Below are 22,663 nucleotides of genomic sequence, written 5' to 3' on the forward strand. Positions count from 1 at the left end.
ACCTCCTGAGTTTTGAGTACTCTTTAAGTTATGTCACGATATTCGTCTATGACTGGGTATTTATCTCGGAGGCATTCGTCTATTTGTAGAGCCTGATTGGATTATTTGCTCCAGTATTTCTCAATAATAACGTCACGGCCGGAATAAATTCGGGATTCCTTATAGAACTCCGGATTTTTGCGGTGATAGTTCTGATGATACTCTTCCGCAGGGTAGAAAACTTCGGCTTCACGAATTAAAGTTGCGATAGGTTTATCGAAACGGCCGCTTTGTCCCAAAGCTTCTTTGGACTGGATAGCAAGCTGGAGCTGTTCCTCATTATGGTAAAAGATGGCGGTGCGGTATTGGCTTTTACGATCATTGCCTTGACCTTCGGCATCGGTTGGGTCGATTTGCGGCCAGTAGAGCTCGAGCAGCTTCTCGTAAGGGAAGATCGAGGAGTCAAACGTAATTTGTACGACTTCCAAATGTCCGGTTTCTCCCGTCAGTACTTGCTCGTAAGTCGGATTTTCGAGCTCTCCGCCCATATAACCGGAAATAATGCCGTGAATGCCGGGTTGTTCTTCGAAAGGAGTTACCATGCACCAGAAGCATCCGCCAGCAAATGTTGCTTTTTGTATCATTTCAATTCCCCATTTCTCGATCAGTAAAGTTGCACATGTAGTTACTAATTATAATAGGCCATGAGCGAGAAGTCTATCTTCCCCTGACAGCATTGCGATTTCTGATTCGTAGTAAAAATTAACGAGATAACAATGTATAATGAAAGGAATGGAATGCAAGTAAGGGAGATTTGTGATGCCAAGAAATCATGAAAAAGATATTCAGTTTCGCGAGGATAAGAAAAAACATATTTTGAAATCCGCGCTGCCGCTTTTTGTGGCCAATGGACATCAAGCTACGACAATAAGCGAAATCGCTAAAGCGGCAGGGATGAGCAAAGGTCTCATTTATAACTATTTTGAATCTAAAGAAGAGTTATACAGCATTTTGGCGGTTGATATATTAGGCATCTCGGAAAAGGACGCGCATGATCTCTTGCATGTGATGGAAGGAAGTCCGTGGGACAGACTATGTAAAGTGGCCAAAGATGTAGTCATTCGGCGTGTCTCTAAGCTGGCTGGGGATGAAGGGATTGGGATGCAGTTTAATTTGGCTTTTTCTATGCAATTTTTAAGCTTTGACCAGCTGCCTGAGCCGTATAAGAGCAATGTGAATAAAGCGTATGACTTCAACAGACGTACGATAGCTCAATTAATTGAGCAGGGACAAACGAGCGGACAACTCATTGCAGGGCCGGCCTACCAGCTTGCGATTCATTATTCCTCTATCGTTAATGGCATGTTTATGGAAAATGTAAGAAATGAAGGGCTTTTCGACGAGGCTGCTGTTGAGAATGCGCTGAAGCTGTTTCTTCGTCAATAAGCCAGCAAAATATGAAGCCCCGCGGGAACCTCGATTGTACAAGGCTTACGGGGCTTTTTGCAATGTGCTTATCCGTGCCTTGTTAAAAAATAAATTTGACAGCGGCGAGGGAGACTTCATATAATTAATTACAGATTGAACGATCGGTCAATTAGTGGAATAAAACCTTGTATTTCTATGCGAAAAGTAAATTATATGAACGAATGAGGTGGGCAATTGATGAGTTTATCTAATGATTCGGGTTCGGAACATGCTATCCGAATTCGGGATGCGGCTGCGGATGACTATGAATCCGTCATTCAAGTATTGCTGAGTGCTTGGGCTGAGTATGATTCACTGCACCCGGATACGAGTGAACTGCTCAAGCAATCCTTGCTTTTATATGCTGAACCTGGTCCACAGGAGCGTATTGTTGCAGAACTGGACGGTCAGATTGTTGGGACAGCAGAGGTGTTTCACAGCTCTGCCGGGGCATACGATGGCTATAACGAGGCTATTGCGGCGCCAATCTTGCGAAGATTAGCGGTATTGCCGGGGTGGCAAAGGAAAGGAATTGCGACACGGCTTATTCAAGAAAGTGCCAATAGAGCATTACTCGCTGGAGCAAGCAGCCTGTATCTTCACACTTCTGCGGAAAGCAATCCATCAGCGGTAAAGCTTTATGAACGGCTTGGATTCATACGTTCAAGTGATCATGACATCCGGCAGGGTGCTTATTCGATCGAAGGATATCGGCTTGATTTGTCAGTATCAATTGAAGGAGGACGATCAGATGAGTCGTAGAAAAATCAAGCTTGCCGTCAATTTGCGCGGAGCTGGAGGAAGCATGTCGGAATGGAGGCATCCCGATTCTCAGGCCGATGCTAGCGTCAATTTTGAGCTGTATAAGCAGTGGGCACAGAAGGCTGAGGCTGCTCTGCTCGACGTTATTTTTATCGCGGACGGTTTGTATATTACAGAGCAGTCGATGCCGCATTTTTTAAACCGGTTTGAACCTGTCTCACTATTGAGTGCTCTAGCGGCAGTAACTTCTAATATTGGCCTAGTGGGGACATTATCCTCGACATACAGCGAACCCTTTACAGTTGCACGCCAGTTCGCAACGCTTGATAAAATTAGCGGCGGCAGAGCCGGATGGAACGTCGTTACATCCGGACTGCTTGATGAAGCAGCGAATAATTATAATGGGAAAAGCGTCGAACATGATGCGAAATATGAGCTGGCAACCGAGTATTTGGAAGTAACCAAGGGACTGTGGGATTCATGGGAAGATGATGCTTTTGTGAGGGACAAGCAATCTGGTGTTTTCTTTGATCCAGCGAAGATGCATGCGCTTAATCATAAAGGGAAATATTTCTCCGTCAAAGGTCCGCTTAACATTGATCGTTCACCTCAAGGACAGCCTGTTATTTTCCAAGCTGGACTGTCAGAGACTGGCCGAAATTTTGCAGCGCAAGTAGCGGATGCAATCTATGCCATTCCACAGACGCTGGAAGAAGGTGTTGCATTTAGGGAAGATTTGCGGAGAAGAGCTGTTACTTTTAGCCGGTCAGCAGATGATATTCTTGTATTCCCTAACATCTCACCTGTAGTAGGGAAAACCGCTGAAGAGGCGGAGCAGAAGTATCAGTCTATTGCGAGTCTGGTAACGATCGAACATGCTCTCAACTATACAAGCCGCTTCTTTAACCATCATGATCTAACGCAGTATCCGCTGGATGAACCTGCGCTGAATCTGATAGATTTCATACCAGACCAGCAAGGGACATTCAAAAACTTTACAGCTGATCTGTTAAGCGGGAAGACGCTTCGCCAGCTTGCTCTGGAAGCGGCAACGCCGCGAAGTCCGTTTATGGGGACAGCGGAGCAAGTGGCCGATAAGATGCAGGAGTGGTTTGAAGCGGGAGCTGCGGACGGCTTTATGCTGGTGCAATTCGGACCGTTTGGACTAGACGATTTCTTGAATGAAGTGGTTCCGGTTCTGCAGGAACGAGGTCTATTCCGAACGGAATATGAAAGCTCTACGCTTCGAGGGAATCTTGGGTTGAAGGTTCCGGAGAATCGTTATGCTAAAGAGAATAGAACCGTTAACAATTGAGTTTTTACTATATCAAAACTATAATGCACTTATACCGTACACAATATATTGGAATGGCTGCTGCCCCTAAGCTGTAGCTGCATACGTAAGAAGATAGAAAAAGCTTGAGAAATCAGGCTTTTTCTTTTTTATATGCAGAGATTCTTATTGGTTGTTTAGTGCCTCACGGGCTTATTGCACAGTATGGTGATATAATAGAAGGTGTACTTTTTAAACGTGCGAAAAACTGGGGGATTATCGGGTATGAGTCCCTCTGAGGGTCATATTTATAACAAGAATCAGATCTGGCATTGGAGATGATGACATGAAAATATCGATAGGTGAAGCCGCTGAGCGTCTAGGCTGTCCCGCTCATACGATTCGTTACTATGAGAAGGAGGGCTTGCTGCCGTTTATTCAAAGAGATGAGCAGGGTAATCGCTTTTTTGTACAATCCGACTTGGACTGGATCAGGCTGTTGACTTGTTTCCGGGCAACTGGAATGAAGGTTGTCGACTTGAAAAAGATTGTAGATTTAGCGTTAGAAGGGGATGAGACGATTCCCCAACGGAAAGCGATTCTGAGGGAGCATCAAAAGGAGCTGCAGAAAAAGCAAATCGAGCTGGATCAAGCGTTTGCGGCGATTAACTATAAAATAAACATGTATGATGACATTGAAAGAGAACGGACAACGACGGAAAAGGGCATTTATATGGAACCGGATTGCGTGAAAAACTAAATTTATCTTCTATTAAAAAGGGAGGAATGGCTGAAGGTGCCATTCCTCTCTTTTTATAAGGTTATATATTGAATATTTGTTTACTGGTATTAACGCCAAATATTTGCAACATTGTTTTTCTTGGATTCGTTATATAGACAGTAAGGAATACGACATGAATTCAGGATGCTGCTTTCAGCTTATTCTTGTTAAAACTTTGGGAAGGTTGGACACAACACTACTCACATTTCATGTGAAAGGATGTTTCTTTTAAAGATGAAACAGATTCTAATTCTTATATTCTCTATTTTACTTCTGACAAGCTGTTCTTCTATAGCTGAAAATGTAGAGTTAGATGAATCGGCTAATGAAGCCATCTCTAATTATATTATTAATCATTACAAAGGTGTATATTCAAGTGCTGATAAGTCATTTGAAGTCCATAAGGTGTACGGTTCTACAAAAACAGGAGACGAAATAAGTGTATATATGTACTCTCTTTACGGGGGCTTCAATAAAAATAGTGAAAATATTGTAAACGGACATTCCCTTCCTGCCGTTGTCGTGTTGAAACAGGTTGAAGGCACTTACACCGTTACCAGTTATAAAGAACCAAAAGATGGCGAAGAGAATAGCAAATCAATAAAATCAATGTTCTCAAAAAAGTACCAAAATCAAATTTGGAAAGACATAAAAAATTCCGCTAATTTACATGATAAACTTCAACAAAAAGTAAAGCAGTGGCAAGCATCACTTTAAGATTAATGCATTTCCGGATAATTAAACAAATTCGTCATTTGTTACAGGGAAAACCGCCTTTTCACAAAGGCGGTTTTCTCTATGGTCAAATATAAGTTAGTCAGCGCTTGCTGTAACATGCTCCCACTTGTCGTATTCTTCAAGCATGGAGCTCAGCTGCGTACGAGCCATAACCAGTCCCATACTGCCGAGTGCCAGCCGTCTTGGCGGATTGTCTGTGCCGGCAATATCGGCAACGGCTGACATGGCTTTCTGGACATTGCCGAATGGAGCCGTCTGTGCAAGCTCATTCATCCAATCATAGCTGGCTTGATAGTCTGGAATCGTACTTGTAATTTCTTGCGTATTTCCTTGGAAGCCAGTATGGAAGCCTGCAGGCTCGACAAGTGTAACGTCTATGCCCAGCTGCTTGACCTCGCCGGCAAGGCCGTCACTCAAGTTCTCCAGCGCAGCTTTGGAGCTGCAATAGACGGGGATGGTTGGCAAGCTTTGAACGCCTCCCATGGATGAGATGTTGATGATGTGTCCAGAGCGATGCTGTCTCATTTGCGGAAGAACAGCTTGCATCGTACGGATTACTCCAAAAACATTCGTGTCGAATTGGTCTTTTACCTGAGAGATCGACACCTCCTCAACAGTTCCCATCTGACAGTATCCTGCATTGTTAAGAAGGACATCGATACGGCCGTATTGCTGAGTGACGTCTTCAACAACCTGTGCAATCATCGCCTCATTTGTAACGTCTAGAGCCATCACTTTAATATTGTTGTATTTGTCGAATTCGGGGATGACCTTCGAAATATTACGCATAGTAGCAATTACATTCCAGCCGCGCTCGGCGAACTGTAACGCTAATTCTTTACCAAAGCCAGTGGATGTCCCTGTAATTAGAACTGTTTTTTTCATGTATATTACCTCCCGATAGTGGATGGAGCATTGCTCAAGGAGATGATACGACTTAAAGTGAACTTTAAGTCAAATGTTATTTTAATTTCGATCAGGATGGGGGAATCTAAACAACAATTAATCAGGGGAAAAGAAAGAGGAGCGCCAATCATGTCAAATGACCTAGCACAGGCCCAGAAACCGGCGGCAGTCTTGATCACGCAACTACTGCTGTACCTTGGCGCCATTGTAAATATAGTCAATGGAATATACGCTATAGGCAATGTTGAAACGATGAAAGCAGTGCTGGCAGCGGTTATGATAATTTTTGGCATCGCAGCCGCTTGGGTAGCTTACCGGTTAAGCCAGCCCGAGGCAAGCCGGCGAAATTATGCCGTTGCACTTGCCTGGATTATGGTCGTGTTGCGCTTGATCGAATATTTCGTCTGGCATAATATCGGGTTTCTGCTGGGCGTTATTTTGCCGATTCTTGTATTGTGGCGGTTATATAAAGCGGAGACGAGAGCCTGGTACGATCATTCTTGAGTTTCATGCTCCAGCTTAATAAATTGCTGAATACGGGCTTTAATCGCATCCCGAACGTTGCGGAACTTTGCCATAATTTCTTCTTCTGTACCGGTAGCTTGAGCCGGATCCTCGAAGCCCCAATGCTGCTTGATCACGTTGGGGCTCTGGATGACAGGACAATGCTCATCAGCATGCCCGCATAATGTAATGACATAATCCGCACGGTTCAAAATAGCAGGGTCAATTACATTGGAAGCATGACTGCTAATATCGACACCTGCTTCTTGCATGACTTGTACTGCTCTCGGGTTTAAGCCATGCGCTTCCAGACCTGCGCTTTCCACCGCAAAGCGCTCCCCGCCAAGCTTCTTCAAGAAACCATCTGCCATTTGACTGCGGCATGAGTTGCCTGTACATAAGAAATATATGAGTTTCTTTTCCATTTCAGCTTGTCTCCTTTAACGATCTCAATGAATGATGGATAACCATATATAGAGTCCGAATAACGTGATGAACAGTACGGGAACCGTTAGAACGACTCCCACTTTGAAATAATAGCCCCAGCCGATCTTTACATCCTTTTTAGCTAAAACATGCAGCCATAGCAGTGTAGCGAGTGATCCGATTGGCGTAATTTTTGGGCCTAGATCAGAACCGATAACGTTGGCATAAATGAGAGCCTCTCTAATGACACCGCTCGTATTAGTGCTGTGAATCGCTAATGCGTCAATCATGACAGTAGGCAAGTTATTCATGACAGAGGAGAGAATAGCGGCAATGAAGCCGGTACCCATAGCTGCTACGAACAAGCCTTGATCTGCAGTCCACTGAAATACCCCGCTTAACTGGTCGGTAAGTCCGGCATTTCTTAATCCGTAGACGACAACATACATGCCGATGGAAAAAATAACGACAGACCAAGGCGCGTCTTTAATAATTGTCCGCGTATGAATAACAGAGCTTTTCCTGGCGGCAAGGATGAAAATGAGGGCAGCGATTCCTGCAACGATCGATACGGGTACACGGAGGAACTCGCTGCAGAGATAAGCAACAAGCAAGGCTCCTAGAATGATCCATGACAGCTTGAACAAACGAACGTCCTTAATGGCTTCGATTGGCTGCTTAAGCGAGTGGACATCATAATGTCTAGGAATTTTTTTGCGAAAAACAACAAACAGCACAAGCAAGCTGGCTCCGACGGAAAATAAGTTGGGGATGATCATCCTGCCTGCATATTCGGCAAATCCAATTCCGAAGAAGTCGGCGGAGACGATGTTGACCAGATTGCTGATGACAAACGGCAGGGAAGCCGTATCGGATATAAATCCGCTTGCCATAATAAACGGTAAAATCATTCGTGCATCAAATTTCAATGCCCGGACCATCGCAAGAACGATTGGCGTTAGGATTAAAGCGGCGCCATCATTGGCGAAAAAGGCGGATACTACAGCACCCAGCAGTACAACGCAGCCAAACATCCGATAACCGTTGCCCTTTGCGAAACGGGCAGTATGCAGGGCGGCCCACTCGAAAAATCCGATTTCATCCAATATTAAAGAGATAAGGATGATTGCGACAAAAGCTAGCGTCGCATTCCAGACGATACCGGTAACATCCAAGACGTCCTGGAGGCTGACGACGCCAAGCAGCAGGGCAATAATCGCACCGCCCATCGCTGAGTAGCCGATGTTTAACCGTTTGGGCTGCCAGATGACAAGAATAAGTGTAGGAATAAAGATAAGCGAAGCGGCGAGCATGATTTCCTCCTGTTGTTTATTTGCAGCAATCCGGGTTAAGCTTGCCAAGCTTATCTTTCATGGAAGGAAGCTCTTCCAATAGGCTGTTTAAGTAAGGCTTATCTGCAACATTCAAAGCATAATAAATCCACTGGCTTTTTCTCGTTTCCTTCACTAGGCCGCCTGTTTTCAGCTTTCTTAAATGCTGGCTTACGTTCGGCTGCGTCGTTTCCAATAGATCTACGATATCGCGTACACACATTTCCTTTTCTTTCAGCAGCGCAATGATCGTCAGTCTAGTCTGGTCGGCAAGCAGCTTCATCGTCTCGGCCAATAGCTCAACAGATGGGTTCAATCTATCACCTCCATCAAATAATTTTGATTTATGAGACTATCATACACCCGCTCTGTATATAAGTAAATAATTATATTAGTATTTAATTATATAATAAACGTAAATCAAACAGGAAATTTGGCTGACTTGCAATCAAAGGAGCACCTTACCGTGTGAGGTGCTCCTTTGATTGCAAGTCAGCCGACCATACCGCTCTGCTGTTCCGATCATCGGCAATTAGCGAACTAGCTCAATGAACTTGCTTGCTGCATTCGTAAGCGGCATATTGCGCATAATCATGATCCCGACATGGGAGGGAGGCAAAGGCACGTCTAGATGGATCTCAAAGAGCGAGCCTTCCTCCAGCTCCTTCGAGACAAATTCCCTCGTTACATAGGAAATGCCAAGTCCTCTGCGGGCAAATTCAATAAGCAGATCCACGCTTCCTACCTCAATCTCAGGCTTCAATGTGTAGCCATAGCTTTGAAACAGCTCTGTAATCGCCATTCTAGCCCGGCTGTTCCGGGAGAACAGAATAACCGGATGCTCCAGCAGCGAATCCAACGACAACACTGTATCTTTAAGCTCGGCATAACGGGCGCCTGCTACAAAGCAGTCCTGCAGTTGAATGCTTTCGCGCACTTCAAGCTGGGAGTCGACGATTGGCATCCGGACGACACCCAAGTCGATTCGGCCTTCTTTTAGAAAAGCGATAATTTCCGGCGTTGTTCCGTGGTTGAGATGCAGCTTGATGCCGGGATACTTTTGATGGAATTCTTCTAAATATGGCAGCAAATAATGCTTGAACAAGGAATCACTGCCGCCGATGCGCAGCTCGCCGCTGTCCAGATTTTTTAGCGCGGCCATTTTCTCTTCAGCCAGTGAGATAAGAATTTGCGATTTCTCAATATAAGAGTAGAGGACGACACCTTCCTGCGTGAGCGCAACACCTTTGGAATTGCGGTAGAACAACGTGATGCCGAAGCTTTCTTCAAGCTGCTTGATCGCATGGCTGACGCTTGGCTGAGTGAGATACAGCGCTTTGGCCGCTTGTGTTAAGCTGCCCGTTTTCGCTGCCCAATAAAAAACTTTGTATAGCTCGTAATTGTTGTTCATAGACGTGGTCTATAGCTCCTGTGAAATATATTAATTACTTGTATAGCTTATAAACGTATTATAGTGGAATTACGAAAAAGAAACCAGAGCTTGCAGAATGACAGGCAGATGGTCGCATGATCAACCGTCGCAGTCCTGTAATAAATTTAGAACCGCTCTGCTGGAAGGAGATTGAACATGGAAGCAACTACTTTTGTACTGTTTGGTGCAACAGGGGATTTAGCGAAACGAAAAATTTACCCTGCTCTATATAACTTATTTCTCGATGGAAAACTCCCGCAATCCTTTACCTTGTTTGGTCTAGGCAGGAGAGCGCTGACTGATGAGTCGTTTCAAGCGAACATCGAGCAATCGCTTCGAGACTTCTCCAGACGCGAACCGGGCGATGAGCTGTTAGTAAAACGGTTCTTGAGCGCATTCCGCTACAACGTGCTGGATATCGGGCATGTGGACGATTATCAGAAGCTGCTTCACCGAATCGAGCAAAGGGAAGCAGAGCTTCAGGCAGCGCCAAACCGCTTGTTCTATTTGTCAGTTGGCCCCGAGTTTTTCGAGACGATCGCCGAACGGATTCAGCAAAGCGGTCTTGGTTCCGCAGACGGCTGGAAGCGTCTCGTGATCGAGAAGCCATTCGGTCATGATCTGCAATCTGCCCGCGAGTTGAATGAGAAGCTAAGCAAATCCTTTGCCGAAGAAGAAGTGTTCCGTATCGACCATTATCTCGGCAAGCCAATGGTGCAGCGCCTTGAGGCTTTGCAGCAGGAAAATCCGGTTATTCAAGCGCTATGGAGCAACCGTTACATTGCTAATGTACAGATTACGGCGAGTGAGACGGTTGGTGTCGAGGAACGTGCGGGTTATTACGATCAATCCGGAGCTGTCCGGGATATGTTCCAGAATCATATGCTGCAATTGCTGATGGTGCTTGCCGTTCAACTGCCGCATATCAGCACCTCCGAGAAAGTTCGCTTTAAGAAGAAAATGGTGATGGAAGCAGTGGAGACGCTGCAAAAGCAAGATGTCGCAGCCAGTGTCGTTCGCGGCCAGTATACGGCAGGCAGCATTAATGGCAAACCGGTTGCCGGCTATACATCGGAACCTGGAATTGAAGCGGGCTCGATGAATGATACGTTTATTGCAGCGAGACTGCAAATTGATGATTTCTTCTGGCGCGGCGTTCCTTTCTATATCCGGACCGGCAAACGAATGAAGGATAAGACGACACGAATCGTCATTGAATTCAAAGAGCCGCTGCAGCATCCTTCTTCCGAGAACAAAAAAGGAACAGTTCCGAACCTTCTCATCTTCGAAATTGGTCCTAACGAGGGCATTACGCTGCAAATCAATACGAAGGACGCGAAGCATAAAGGACAGTTCAAGCCGGTTCAAATCAATCTGCTTGCAGGGCAGGAGGATGCTCCGGAAGCATATGAAAATCTTATTTTCGATGCGTTGCACGGGGATCCAACGTTCTTCGCGCATTGGGATGAGGTTGAGCTCGCTTGGCAATGGGTACAGCCGGTTCTGGAAGCCTTCGAGGAGAACTTAGTTCCTCTTCGTCCTTACGAAGCTGGTTCTTACGGACCTGCCGAAGCCGATGCGCTGCTTGCAGCGGACGGCTACCATTGGTGGTTCGATGATAAATCTGAAGCTCAAATTCAACAGAAAGAAGGAGAACAATATGCCTACAACACAAACCATTGATCAATTAGCGATCGATACGATTCGTACGTTGTCAATCGACTCCATCAACGCGGCCAACTCCGGTCATCCGGGCTTGCCGATGGGAGCTGCGCCGATGGCGTATGCGCTTTGGTCCCAAATTTTGAACCATAATCCGGGCCACTCCACTTGGTTTAACCGCGATCGTTTCGTTTTATCCGCAGGACACGGATCAGCGCTGTTGTACAGCCTGCTGCACTTGTCAGGCTATCAGGTATCGCTTGATGATCTGAAGCAATTCCGCAAGCTGAACAGCAAGACGCCTGGACATCCTGAATACGGTCATACCGATGGCGTGGATGCAACCACAGGGCCGCTGGGCCAAGGACTTGCAATGGCAGTCGGTATGGCAATGGCGGAAGCTCATTTGGCTTCTAAATACAATCAGGATGGATTCCCGGTTGTCGATCACTATACGTACGCTTTAGTCGGAGACGGCTGCTTGATGGAAGGTATTTCGTACGAGGCGATGTCGATGGCGGGACATATGAAGCTGGGCAAACTGGTCGTGCTTTATGATTCCAACGATATTTCGCTGGATGGCGATCTGAACCTTTCCTTTGGCGAAAATATTCAGAAGCGGGCGGAATCAGCGAATTGGCACTACTTGCGGGTTGAAGACGGCAATGATGTGGCGCAAATCGCCAAAGCCATTGCAGCAGCCAAGCAGCATGATTCGCAGCCGACACTCATCGAGGTTCGTACGATAATTGGTTACGGAAGCAAAGCGGCAGGCACGAACAAGGTGCATGGCAATCCGCTGGGCAAGGAAGAAGCGAAAGCAACGAAGGAAGTATACGGCTGGAACTATGAAGAAGAGTTTTACGTACCGGATGAGGTAAAAGCGCATTTCGAGCAGCTAAAGCAAAATGGCGCAGCGAAAGAGGAAGAGTGGAATGGTTTGCTGGCTGCTTATGCGGCGCAATATCCGGCGCAGGGCGAGGAGTTCAAGCAGGTCATTGACGGTACTGTATCGATCGATGCTGCGGACATTCTTACCTTCGATAGCTCCAAATCCATTTCTACTCGTGTTGCCAGCGGTGATGCGATTAACCATTATGTGAAAACCGTTCCTTCGATTTTTGGAGGCAGCGCCGATCTGTCTCATTCCACAATGACGGATATTAAAGGCGAGTCAACCTTTGCAGTGGAATCCTATTCTGGACGAAATGTTTACTTCGGCGTTCGCGAGCATGCGATGGGTGCAGCCGGCAACGGCATGGCGCTGCATGGCGGCGTCAAACCATTCGTTAGTACATTTTTCGTATTCAGCGACTATTTACGCCCGTCGATCCGTCTGGCTGCGCTGCAAAAACTGCCTGTCACTTACGTCTTTACGCATGATTCCATCGCGGTAGGTGAAGATGGGCCTACGCATGAGCCGGTCGAGCATCTGGCTGCGCTTCGCACGATTCCGGGACTGACAGTTATTCGTCCAACCGATGCCAATGAAACAGCAAGCGCATGGGCGTATGCACTGCAGCAGAAGGAAGGTCCGGTCGCACTGGTGCTCAGCAGACAGAACCTGCCTATCTATGAAGAAACGAAAGGCAATGTCGATGCGGTTGCCAAAGGCGCTTATATTTTGACCGAAACGAATGATAAGCCTGATCTCATTCTGATTGGCACGGGCTCGGAAGTATCGCTTGCGGTGAGTGCCAAAGCCGTACTGGAGCAAGAAAATCTCTCGGTGCGTGTCGTGGCGATGCCAAGCCGTGAACGGTTTGATCGTCAAGACGATGCCTACAAGCAAAGTGTACTTCCTAATTCCGTAACGAAGCGGATTGCGATTGAAGCCGGCATCTCGCTTGGCTGGGACCGTTATACGGGGCCATCCGGCAAAGTGCTGTCAATCGATACGTTTGGCGCTTCCGGTCCGGGCAACCAAGTGTTGGATTACTTCGGATTCTCCACTGAAAATGTAGTGCGTCTGGCTAAAGAACTGGTGTAATTAAACAAAGCAATTATTTATATCAACCAATAAACGGAGGTAATGAATCATGAAATTTTTTATCGATACCGCAAATGTGGAAGATATTAAAAAGGCTTATAAAATTGGCGTATTGTCCGGCGTGACGACCAACCCTTCTCTGGTAGCCAAGGAAGGCGTGAAGTTCGAGGACCGCATTGAGGAGATTTTGAAAGAAGTACCTGAAGTCGAGTCGGTTTCCGCTGAAGTAACGCCTGATGCGATTACGGCTGAAGAGATGATCGCTCAAGCGAATGAACTCATTAAGATTAATAATTACGATAAAAATATTACGATCAAACTGCCAATGACGCTCGCTGGTCTTGAAGCTTGCCGTTACTTGACGAAAAAAGGCGTGAAGACGAACGTTACGCTAATTTTCACAGTCAATCAGGCATTGTTGGCTGCCCGCGCTGGCGCCACTTACGTTTCACCGTTTCTTGGCCGTCTGGACGACATTTCGGAGGATGGCGTTCAATTGATCGTGAAGGTTGCGGAATTGTTCCGTACTCATAAGCTGGATGCACAGATTATTGCCGCTTCTGTCCGTCACCCGGATCACGTAACCCGCGTGGCGCTGGCAGGCGCTCATATTGCGACGATTCCTTTCGCTGTCATTGAGCAAATCTCCAAGCATCCGCTGACTGATCAAGGTCTGGAGAAATTCGCTGCCGATTGGAAAAAAACAGCTCAGAACTAATCATAAAGGTCCAATAGAAAGGGAGGATTTCACAATGGCAAAACAACAAATTGGTGTGGTAGGCTTGGCCGTCATGGGCAAAAACCTCGCATTGAATATCGAGAGCAAAGGCTTCTCTGTCGCGCTTTACAATCGTTCACCTGAGAAAACGAATGAGCTGCTGGAGGAAGCGAAGGGTAAAAACTTTATCGGCGCATACAGCGTGGAAGAGTTCGTTCAATCCCTCGAAACGCCGCGTAAAATTCTCATTATGGTTAAAGCCGGTCAAGCGACGGATGACACGATCAACCAGCTTGTTCCTCACCTCAGCGAAGGCGATATTCTGATCGACGGCGGCAATGCTTACTTCCCGGATACGCAGCGCAGAAATGAAGAGCTGTCGGCCAAAGGCTTCCGCTTCATCGGCGCAGGCGTATCGGGCGGCGAAGAGGGCGCTTTGAAGGGGCCGGCGATTATGCCAGGCGGTCAAAGAAGTGCTTATGAACTGGTCGAGCCGATTCTAACTGCGATTTCGGCAAAAGTGAACGGCGATGCTTGTTCCACTTATATCGGTGAAGGCGGAGCCGGACACTATGTGAAAATGGTGCACAACGGCATCGAGTACGGTGATATGCAGCTGATTGGCGAGGCTTATCATTTGCTGAAGGATGTGCTGAATGTAAGCACGGAAGAGCTGCATTCGATTTTCACTGAATGGAATAACGGCGAGCTGGACAGCTATCTGATCGAGATTACAGCCGATATTTTCTCGAAAACCGATCCGGAGACCGGCAAACCAATGGTTGATGTCATTCTTGATTCCGCTGGACAAAAAGGAACGGGCAAATGGACGAGCCAAAGCGCCCTCGATCTGGGCGTGCCGCTGTCGATTATTACGGAGTCCGTATTCGCGCGGTTTATCTCGGCAATGAAAGAAGAGCGGGCAGCAGCCAGCAAGAAGCTGAGCGGACCTGCAGCAGCCGGCTATGATGGTGACAAGCAAGCCTTCATCGAGTCGGTTCGCAAAGCACTCTTCGCCAGCAAAATCGCTTCCTACGCGCAAGGCTTTGCACAAATGCGTGCTGCTTCGGACGCGTACAACTGGAATTTGAACTACGGCAGCATCGCGATGATTTTCCGCGGCGGATGTATTATCCGTGCCGGTTTCCTGCAAAATATTAAAGACGCCTATGATCGCGATCCACAACTGAAAAACCTGTTCCTGGACGATTACTTCGGCGGTATTGTGCAGCAATATCAGGATGCATGGAGAAACGTCATTTCCGTTGCCGTTACCCGCGGCATTCCAGTCCCTGCATTTGCTTCCGCGCTGGCGTACTACGACAGCTATCGCACGGAGAGATTGCCTGCTAACCTGCTGCAAGCACAGCGCGATTACTTCGGGGCCCATACGTTCCAGCGTCTCGATCGTGAAGGCAGCTTCCATTTTCAATGGATGGATCAAGCCTAATACAGCTTTATAATGGATAGACGAAAGGAGCAGCTGCATGTGCAGACTGCTCCTTTTTTGCGTTCATTCATGGAGTAATACGGGTAAGCTTATTCGGATTGGAGATCAAATAGATGCTGCGAATGGAAGTGAGCTCAGCATCCGGCTCCAGTACGAGAACGAGCGGCGGCAATCCTTCCCGGCTAAGAAGGAGCCCGCGTTGGCCGCTAACCGAAGCAGGAAGCCACTCTCCGGAGAGCGAGCCTTTTCCCGCGATACCAGTAAGGAAGGCAGCAATCCGCTGGCGTCCTTCGATCGGATTGATTGCCGCACGAACGACACCTCCGCCATCGCTCAGCAGGACAGCATCGTCGGTGAGCAAATGGATAAACGGCTCGAATCGTCCGCTATCGATCGCTTGGGAAAAGGATTGAACGAATTTTTCCATGGAATCGTTCAATGCGAGCTTGTCTCTATACTGAGACTGGCCGATTTTCGCAGATGCCCGGCTAAATATTTTCCGGCAGGCGGCTTCGGACTTATCCAGCATGGCGGCAATATCGGAATAATCATAGCCGAATGATTCGCGCAGAACGAATACGGCGCGCTCCGGTGGCGTACAGGTTTGCAGCAGGACGAGCAGGGCATAGCCTAGCTGCTCATGCTGGATGACCCGCTCAAGCGGGGCATCCTCCCAGCCAAGCTCAATAACGGGCTCTGGAAGCCACTCTCCGGGGTAGCTTTCCCTTTTGCGCGGAGCAGCCTTCATGACGTTGAGGACGCGATTCGTAACCAGCTTCACGAGATAGGCTTTCGGATGCGAGATCGTATCGGCGCCATGCTTGCTGATCGTAACGAACACGTCTTGAACCGCATCCTCAGCTTCCGCCATCGAACCGAGCATTTTGTAAGCAATGGAAGTAAGCAGCGGTTTGTAATCCCGGTACAGCTGTTCAACTTCCAGCGTCATTTCATTCGACGTCACGGGCATATCAACCTCCGTTGTAAGATACATTCATCCTATCAATATATAGACAAGAAAGCCACCCGTAGGCCCATGTCTTTAAGTGAAAGTACACTTATTGACATGGACCGCAGGAGTGGCTTTATTTGGCCGCAAACGTATTATTTGTCGTAGCAGCCGGGGAACATACCCGTAGAGATTGCGATGCGATTCCAGCTGTTGATAACATTAATCGCCATAATAAGCGAAATAAATTCAGTTTCGTTGAAGTGCTTGCGCACTTCGTCATAAAGCTCCTGCGGCACGCCGTCTTTGGAAATTTGCGTAACGGCTTCGGTCAAGGCCAATGCTGCGCGTTCTTTCTCTGTAAACAATGGTGTTTCGCGCCATACGACAATCAGGTTCATCCGCTCTTCGCTTTCTCCTAGTTTGCGCAAGTCCTTCGTGTGCATATCTACGCAGAACGCACAGCCGTTTATTTGGGAGGCTCTAATTTTCACTAGCTCAAACAGAATCGGATCGCCGTTCATTTGCTTGATCGTCTCTTCTAGCTTCATCATCGTCTGATAGGCAGCCGGATTCGCTTTGTGTGCATGCATTCGTAAGTTCATATCGATTCCTCCAAGTGTTGTAATGTCTTAACGTTATCTAAGACAATTCAGCGGATGTTTTTGTGACAGAGGAATTGAGGATTTCATAAAAATGATGACAGTGATTAAATGGGGTACCATCCTTGGAGTGTCTTGAGGGGCGAGAAGCTGCCGGACTTCATGTGCGTGTTTCTGTATACTTCAAATGGGGCAGCTGCGATTGCGCATTGCGATTGAGATGTTGTAGCGGCTCTTTGGGTTATTCCCGTAGTGCTTCATTTATAAAACAAAATGCAAAAGTGCAGGCTGATGGGCGTCAAATGCCCCAAAATCCTGCTCAAAATGTAAAAGTACATTTGAAATCGCCCGTTTTCGCTCCATAGCTCTGATTTAGGCTAATCAAACTGCACATTTGCATTTTGAGGCGAAAAATCGCCGATTTCATGGCTTACAACATGCACTTTTACATTTTGATTCGTTTTGGGTGCAGCCAGAGGGGGATTACAGCGCAATAAAGCTGCCGAGATTTTCTCGACAGCTTGAGGGACAACTGTACTAAATGTGGTATTGTTATGCGTATTGCTTAATATGAAAGCGCAGCAAGGCGAGGTTATGAATGAATCAACGCCTCAAAAAGGCTGTTTATAGTCTTGTTCCAAAATTGAATACTGATGCGAATCCACCCATCTATTGTCTTTATTGTGCCACATATGCTCCCTAAGATGGCCTTCATAGCGCATGCCTATTTTTTGCATCACTTTGGCGGATCCGATATTGTCCGGACGGCAGGTTGCGAAGATCCGGTGAAGATTAAGCTCACCGAAGCCGAAAGAGAGCAGGGCGCGGGCGGCTTCAGAGGCATAGCCGTGTCCCCAGTGAAGCTCATGGAAGCAGTAACCTAGTTCACCGATTGCCGGGCTGCAGATATGAATGCCGCTGCCGCCGATCAATTGTTCGCTTTCTTTTAGAATAACAGCTAATTCAAAGCCTTGGCGAGGTGTCTGTTCCTGCATGCCGATCACCATATTCAAGTAGCTTTGGCTATCGTCGACAGTGTTCGGTCCCCACAGCATGTGCTTCACAACAACTGGATTGGATGCGTATTTATGTACAGCATCCAAATCGGAGGGGATAAACTCCCTTAATAGTAATCTATCGGTTTCAATTAACATGGCAGCCCCCTCGTGAATCAAATATTTATATATTCTACCATTAATAGCGTAATATTACTATATTTCATTTGTATTATAAATAGTGCATGACCCGCAGGTAGCGAAAGCAGCAGAAACGGGCGAAAGACAGTATTTATAATAGCCATGCTCAAAAAAGAGGTTTCCAGGAAGCAATGTCATTAAGTTAAAAGCTCGCATAAATGACATTGCTCCGAGGAGGCCTCTTTTTGATTGGTATATCAGCTTTAGCTTTTAATAGGATTGGGAATATAGACATAGAGCGGCGTCTCTCCACGCTTATGGAACCGGCTGAGCAGATTCGCTTTGGCCGGAAGAACGTCGCTGTTCAACAAGTCGTCCAGCAGGTTATGCATAGCAGAATGGTTAGATTCCCGTTTCATCTGCTCCAGCGAGAGCTTCACCTCGTGCCAGAAAGGCAGTTCGGATTGCCCGGAATAGCAGGCGAGCCGCTGAATCAGATGGCAAAGATGATTGACGAAAAAATAATACTTCAGACGATGGCGGGATTCCGCCTCGCTATACAGGACAGGACTGTCCTCCCCAATAAGATGAGGAATCCAATTCTCACCCCGTGCGATTGCTTCTTTCACGCTAATACCCTCTAGATCCCGGACATAAAAGACGGCGGGCATCCCTTTATCCAAGCTCACCATCGCATTCTGAACGTGAGCCTCCAGGCTGATCCCGGTTTCGGTATAAAGACGAACAATCGGCAGCATCGACAATTGCAAATATTGCCGCAGCCATGCGAGCCAATCCGGTGATCCTTCCGGCAGCCCTTCACGGACAGCCCGGAACAGCAGCGGCTCTTCTTCGCCTGGACGCACCTCTAGCAGTGAAGCGAGTACATAAGGGGGATGCACGGAGGAACTGCACGCTTCCGGCGCTTCCCTCACAATCATAGAGAAGCTGGCCGTTAAATCTTCATCATGCTTATGCAGCAATGCGTCTGGAGGGCTAACCGTACGGTAACCTTCCTCCAGCAGCAGCTGAAACTGCTCATTCGTATACCGCTCCCGTACAGCTTGAACGACTCTAGCCGCATCCAGAGTTCGCCGCAGCTGCTCGTAGTTGTTCTCGCGAATGAAATTCGTAATCCGGATATGGAGCGACAGCTTGAAGAAGCTGCGTTGTTCGGGACTCCAGACGGTTCGCACCGAGGAGGTAGGATAAACCTCCGGTCCGGTCAAACCCAAATCTACGAGTTGTCCGCTATGGAGCAGCTGCTGCACGGATTTCAAGGAAAGCAAATAGTTCGCTTGCCACGGATGACAAGGAAGGATGGCGTAATCTCCATATATATCCGGGAGTTTGCTCCTCGCAGCGGCTTTCATCTGCTCGGGAATCCAATCCGCGTCCGCTCTGCTGGAAGAATCCGCGAGCCAATCCTCAACGACACAGTCTTGCGATACGGCAAAGCCATGAAGCTTGAACGCAGTCCCGTACTCGGGAGAATAGGCTCTGCTGTCCGGCACGTCAAAGCCTTCCAGACTTTTGGGCGTCGGATGGAACGGGTGCCCGCTTAACAGCGATTGCTCACAGGTGCGGAAATCTAGAACAGGCAGGGGCTGCTGGCCAGCATGCCGGAAATAGTCTTCCATCCGCCGCGTGCTGTTCAGCAGAAGCGTCTGCAGCTCCAGCTTTTTCAGCTCCCGCGAACCCGGATCTTGCTCTGCGAACGATACTTCCTCCAGCAGCAGCGCGATAAGCGCTTCGAAGCTAATTTCTTCTGCGTGCGGATGCTCCTCGGTAAAAAACGAATCCCCAAATACATGATGCCCGCCTGCGGAATGATGCCGCAACGACCCATAAATCGACTTTTGCAAATGCGGAAGTGCAATTTTGAGGTTAAGTTCAGGCCGTACAGAGCTGCTGTAGCCCGGAAAATGCTGCCCGCTTTCCCGAAGATACGTGTTTAACAGCCGGCTGAGGCTTTCTTGCTGCGACCTGAGGATAGCATTCACAGCCGGAGAGGATGGATCAAGCTTGGCTTTTAATTGCATAGCGAGACTCCTTTCAAATGGTCATTCGGATGACAGCTGAATTTTCGACCTTCGTGCATGGACGGGAAGCTGCAAGAACAGCAACGAAGCTATGATCATGACACCGCACATGACGAAGAAGACCGAGGACATCCCCAGCTGAGCTCCCAAATACAGACCAATGGTTGGCCCGGAAATTTGGCCGATCATGAGCAGGCTGTTCGTTGCGCCGACCCGGACTCCCCGGTCGGAATTGGAGGAGGAGCGGAGTACAGCAAGCATGACGGTCTGCAAAAGTGCGCTGTAGAAAAATCCTTGCAGAAAACGAATGATAAGCAGCCATACGATGCCTAGCGGTATGGTCTGCGCCGCCAAGCATAGGGCGCAAAGGATACCGGCAAAGATCAGATTTCGCTCTAGCCGGTTCCGGTCATTCCGTCTGCCCCACAAGGGAGCTCCGACGAGTTCGCCTAAGGATGACACAGCCAGCAGCAATCCGACAATCGTTGCGCTGCTGGCGGGTGAGTGGAACAGCTCTCTGATAAACGGTGTGAAGATAGCGAATATGGAGAAATCGACCAGCTTGAACAGCATGCCTGCGGCGATAAATCGCCTTACGAGCGGCTGCCGGACAAGAGAAAGAAAGGCTGGCAGAACGCCGGTGCCTTTGGCTGCCCTTGCAGCTGCCGTAGTCTTCTCGTCTTTATCCGTCAAAATAGTCGCAGCGAGCACACCAAGCAATCCCGTCAATCCTGCTGTAATAAACAGCAAAGGACGGCTGCCCCAAGTGCTGACGCATAGACTGCCAAGCAGAGGTCCCGCAAGCAGACCTAGGGCTGATGCCCGTTCCAGCCGGCCCAGTGCGACGCCTTGTTCTTGATGGGGAGCATGGGTTCCGACAAAAGCGCTGCTGGCGTCTGAGATGCCGCCGAAGGCGCCTTGGCAAAGCCGGAATAGAAAAAACTGAAATGGGGTCTGCGCAACGGCCATTAGGAACATGCTCAAAGCCAGACCGAGCAAGGCGCGGACGACCATCCATTTTCGGCTCCAGCGATCGCCGAGCTTTCCCCAGAAAGGGGTGAGCAAAGCGTAAGACACCGCTGGGGCAGAGAGGGAGAGTCCGGTCCAGAGCAGGACATCCGCCGTCGTTCCGGCATTCATATTCTCCAAGTAGAAGGGGATGAAGGGGCTGATTCCCGTTAGTCCCATACTCGTTAAAAATCGGCCTCCCCACAAAATACGAGCATTTTTGCGCCAGGCTGTTTGTAGTGTGATCGTCATGTCACCTGCCTTTGACCAAATGGAATGCGATTGCGTGATACAGATTATCAACAATAATAATCATTGTCAATTAGAAAAAATGAAAAATAACCCATAAAAAAAATATCTTGACAGGAAGAAGATGGGGGTTCCATAATGGGCATGTATTTTGCCTATGAAAACAATAATCATTATCAATTAACAAAAAAAGCGGCAAAATACCCATTTTTCAAGAAGAAAGCTGGTGTGTTCACATGGAAAAATTGCAGCTCGTGAAAAAAATGCCCGAAGCGGCAAATGGCATTATCGATTGTATCGGCCAGACGCCATTGGTCCGCTTGAATGCTCTCTTCGCCGCACCGGGGCCTGCGGTATATGCCAAGCTCGAAATGATGAACCCCGGCGGAAGCATGAAGGACCGTCCGGCCCGGTATATCATCGAGCAGGGCTTGAAGGACGGAACCATTACGCCGAACACGCACCTGATCGAAAGCACCTCGGGCAATTTGGGAATCGGACTTGCGATGGCTGCCAAACGGTACGGGCTGAAGTTCACCTGTGTTGTCGATCCGAAGATTACGTCGACGAATCTTAGGCTGATCCGTTATTTGGGCGCCAATGTGGACATGGTGAAAACACCCGATGAGCAAGGCAGCTATCTAAAAAGCCGTATTAGCAGAGTCAAAGAGCTGGCGGAGCAGGACTCCAATGCCTATTGGATTAACCAATACGCCAATCCGTTGAACTGGCAAGCCCATTACCATGGAGCGGGCGAGGAGATCGTCCGGCAGATGGGGGATAAGCTCGACTATCTCGTATGTGCAGTCAGTACGACAGGCAGCATACTTGGCATCTCTAGAAGAGTGAAGGAAGCTCACCCTAATGTCAAGGTCATTGCTGTAGACGCTGTAGGCTCTATCATTTTCGGGACACCGTCACGCCAGCGCGAGCTGCCGGGTATCGGTGCAAATCGGGTGCCGGAATTGTTCAAGCCGGATGAAATCGATCAAGTGATCCATGTGGATGACCGCGATTCAGTCTCCGGGTGTCTGATGCTGATGGAGCGGGAAGGGATATTTGCGGGCGGATCCTCGGGCTCGATAATCGCAGCGCTGCAGAGGCTGCTGCCGACAATTCCTGCATCTTCCTCCGTTGTCACAATTTTGCCGGACCGCGGCGAACGCTATCTGGACAGTGTATATGACGAGAAATGGGTAAATGCATTGCCGCAACATATCGAAGCCATTCAATAACAAATCTGAAAAGGGAGTGAATG

At 48.1% G+C, this 22,663-nt stretch carries 22 protein-coding genes; 11 read left to right on the forward strand and 11 right to left on the reverse strand.

Annotated features, from left to right (window positions below; translation table 11 throughout):
- Window positions 1-101: 101 nt before the first annotated feature.
- Window positions 102-620, reverse strand: a complete 519-nt coding sequence (gene msrA / locus ACFVVF_RS01735) for a peptide-methionine (S)-S-oxide reductase MsrA (RefSeq protein ID WP_387808724.1) — start codon at window positions 618-620, stop codon at window positions 102-104.
- Between the two features lie 178 nt (window positions 621-798).
- Between msrA and ACFVVF_RS01740 the strand changes: the two genes are divergently transcribed.
- The 5 genes from ACFVVF_RS01740 (at window position 799) to ACFVVF_RS01760 (ending at window position 4,979) form a co-directional block, all read left to right on the forward strand.
- On the forward strand, window positions 799-1,425 hold the full coding sequence (locus ACFVVF_RS01740) for a TetR/AcrR family transcriptional regulator (protein ID WP_387804831.1): 627 nt from the start codon (window positions 799-801) through the stop codon (window positions 1,423-1,425).
- Between the two features lie 219 nt (window positions 1,426-1,644).
- Window positions 1,645-2,208, forward strand: a complete 564-nt coding sequence (locus ACFVVF_RS01745) for a GNAT family N-acetyltransferase (protein ID WP_387804833.1) — start codon at window positions 1,645-1,647, stop codon at window positions 2,206-2,208.
- Window positions 2,198-3,523 (forward strand): LLM class flavin-dependent oxidoreductase, encoded by a 1,326-nt coding sequence (locus ACFVVF_RS01750; RefSeq protein WP_387804835.1) that lies wholly within the window; start codon window positions 2,198-2,200, stop codon window positions 3,521-3,523. Before ACFVVF_RS01745 ends, ACFVVF_RS01750 begins: the two co-directional genes overlap by 11 nt.
- A 304-nt stretch (window positions 3,524-3,827) precedes the next feature.
- The gene (locus tag ACFVVF_RS01755; RefSeq protein WP_387804837.1) at window positions 3,828-4,241 is read left to right on the forward strand and encodes a MerR family transcriptional regulator; all 414 of its coding nucleotides are present in this window, start codon (window positions 3,828-3,830) and stop codon (window positions 4,239-4,241) included.
- 255 nt (window positions 4,242-4,496) lie between these two features.
- Window positions 4,497-4,979 (forward strand): hypothetical protein, encoded by a 483-nt coding sequence (locus tag ACFVVF_RS01760; RefSeq protein WP_387804838.1) that lies wholly within the window; start codon window positions 4,497-4,499, stop codon window positions 4,977-4,979.
- Between the two features lie 96 nt (window positions 4,980-5,075).
- Here ACFVVF_RS01760 and ACFVVF_RS01765 read toward each other — a convergent pair whose 3' ends face one another.
- Window positions 5,076-5,885 (reverse strand): SDR family NAD(P)-dependent oxidoreductase, encoded by an 810-nt coding sequence (locus ACFVVF_RS01765; protein WP_387804840.1) that lies wholly within the window; start codon window positions 5,883-5,885, stop codon window positions 5,076-5,078.
- A gap of 150 nt (window positions 5,886-6,035) precedes the next feature.
- Here ACFVVF_RS01765 and ACFVVF_RS01770 point away from each other — a divergent pair, with 150 nt between their 5' ends.
- A complete protein-coding gene (locus ACFVVF_RS01770; RefSeq protein WP_387804842.1) occupies window positions 6,036-6,410 on the forward strand; it encodes a hypothetical protein in 375 nt (124 codons plus the stop codon).
- Here the strand turns inward: ACFVVF_RS01770 and arsC are convergent.
- The 4 genes from arsC to ACFVVF_RS01790 all read right to left on the reverse strand — a co-directional run bounded on the left by arsC (window position 6,401) and on the right by ACFVVF_RS01790 (window position 9,578).
- Window positions 6,401-6,835, reverse strand: coding sequence for an arsenate reductase (thioredoxin) (arsC, locus tag ACFVVF_RS01775; RefSeq protein WP_387804843.1), 435 nt, complete (start codon window positions 6,833-6,835; stop codon window positions 6,401-6,403). The genes ACFVVF_RS01770 and arsC overlap by 10 nt on opposite strands.
- A gap of 24 nt (window positions 6,836-6,859) precedes the next feature.
- Entirely contained in the window at window positions 6,860-8,149 is a 1,290-nt protein-coding gene (locus ACFVVF_RS01780; protein ID WP_387808727.1) for an arsenic transporter, read from the reverse strand.
- Between the two features lie 16 nt (window positions 8,150-8,165).
- Window positions 8,166-8,450, reverse strand: coding sequence for an ArsR/SmtB family transcription factor (locus ACFVVF_RS01785; protein WP_387808729.1), 285 nt, complete (start codon window positions 8,448-8,450; stop codon window positions 8,166-8,168).
- Window positions 8,451-8,699: 249 nt separating this feature from the next.
- On the reverse strand, window positions 8,700-9,578 hold the full coding sequence (locus ACFVVF_RS01790; protein ID WP_387804845.1) for a LysR family transcriptional regulator: 879 nt from the start codon (window positions 9,576-9,578) through the stop codon (window positions 8,700-8,702).
- A 177-nt stretch (window positions 9,579-9,755) separates the two neighbouring features.
- Between ACFVVF_RS01790 and zwf the strand changes: the two genes are divergently transcribed.
- The 4 genes from zwf to gndA are packed head-to-tail and all read left to right on the forward strand — an operon-like array spanning window position 9,756 to window position 15,419.
- Window positions 9,756-11,282 carry a glucose-6-phosphate dehydrogenase gene (gene zwf, locus ACFVVF_RS01795; RefSeq protein WP_387804847.1) on the forward strand — a complete coding sequence of 509 codons (1,527 nt, stop codon included), beginning with the start codon at window positions 9,756-9,758 and terminating at the stop codon, window positions 11,280-11,282.
- Entirely contained in the window at window positions 11,260-13,251 is a 1,992-nt protein-coding gene (gene tkt, locus ACFVVF_RS01800) for a transketolase (RefSeq protein ID WP_387804849.1), read from the forward strand. The genes zwf and tkt overlap by 23 nt, the downstream gene beginning before the upstream one ends.
- 49 nt (window positions 13,252-13,300) lie before the next feature.
- Window positions 13,301-13,969: a fructose-6-phosphate aldolase gene (gene fsa / locus ACFVVF_RS01805; RefSeq protein ID WP_387804851.1), complete on the forward strand. Its 669-nt coding sequence runs from the start codon at window positions 13,301-13,303 to the stop codon at window positions 13,967-13,969.
- Window positions 13,970-14,003: 34 nt separating this feature from the next.
- On the forward strand, window positions 14,004-15,419 hold the full coding sequence (gndA, locus tag ACFVVF_RS01810) for an NADP-dependent phosphogluconate dehydrogenase (protein WP_387804853.1): 1,416 nt from the start codon (window positions 14,004-14,006) through the stop codon (window positions 15,417-15,419).
- A gap of 67 nt (window positions 15,420-15,486) precedes the next feature.
- On the opposite strand, the gene ACFVVF_RS01815 is transcribed toward gndA, so the two are convergent.
- The 5 genes from ACFVVF_RS01815 to ACFVVF_RS01835 all read right to left on the reverse strand — a co-directional run bounded on the left by ACFVVF_RS01815 (window position 15,487) and on the right by ACFVVF_RS01835 (window position 21,408).
- Entirely contained in the window at window positions 15,487-16,383 is an 897-nt protein-coding gene (locus ACFVVF_RS01815) for a sigma-70 family RNA polymerase sigma factor (RefSeq protein ID WP_387804854.1), read from the reverse strand.
- A gap of 140 nt (window positions 16,384-16,523) precedes the next feature.
- A complete protein-coding gene (locus tag ACFVVF_RS01820; protein ID WP_387804856.1) occupies window positions 16,524-16,973 on the reverse strand; it encodes a carboxymuconolactone decarboxylase family protein in 450 nt (149 codons plus the stop codon).
- Window positions 16,974-17,581: 608 nt separating this feature from the next.
- On the reverse strand, window positions 17,582-18,124 hold the full coding sequence (locus ACFVVF_RS01825) for a GNAT family N-acetyltransferase (protein ID WP_387804858.1): 543 nt from the start codon (window positions 18,122-18,124) through the stop codon (window positions 17,582-17,584).
- A 245-nt stretch (window positions 18,125-18,369) separates the two neighbouring features.
- Window positions 18,370-20,148, reverse strand: coding sequence for an IucA/IucC family protein (locus ACFVVF_RS01830; protein ID WP_387804860.1), 1,779 nt, complete (start codon window positions 20,146-20,148; stop codon window positions 18,370-18,372).
- Window positions 20,149-20,169: 21 nt separating this feature from the next.
- A complete protein-coding gene (locus tag ACFVVF_RS01835; RefSeq protein WP_387804862.1) occupies window positions 20,170-21,408 on the reverse strand; it encodes an MFS transporter in 1,239 nt (412 codons plus the stop codon).
- Window positions 21,409-21,641: 233 nt separating this feature from the next.
- Between ACFVVF_RS01835 and sbnA the strand changes: the two genes are divergently transcribed.
- Complete coding sequence (sbnA, locus tag ACFVVF_RS01840) at window positions 21,642-22,640, forward strand: 2,3-diaminopropionate biosynthesis protein SbnA (protein WP_387804864.1); 999 nt, start codon at window positions 21,642-21,644, stop codon at window positions 22,638-22,640.
- The last annotated feature ends 23 nt before the right edge of the window (window positions 22,641-22,663 follow it).

The organism is Paenibacillus sp. NPDC058174 (genome assembly GCF_042883865.1).
Classification (GTDB): domain Bacteria; phylum Bacillota; class Bacilli; order Paenibacillales; family Paenibacillaceae; genus Pristimantibacillus.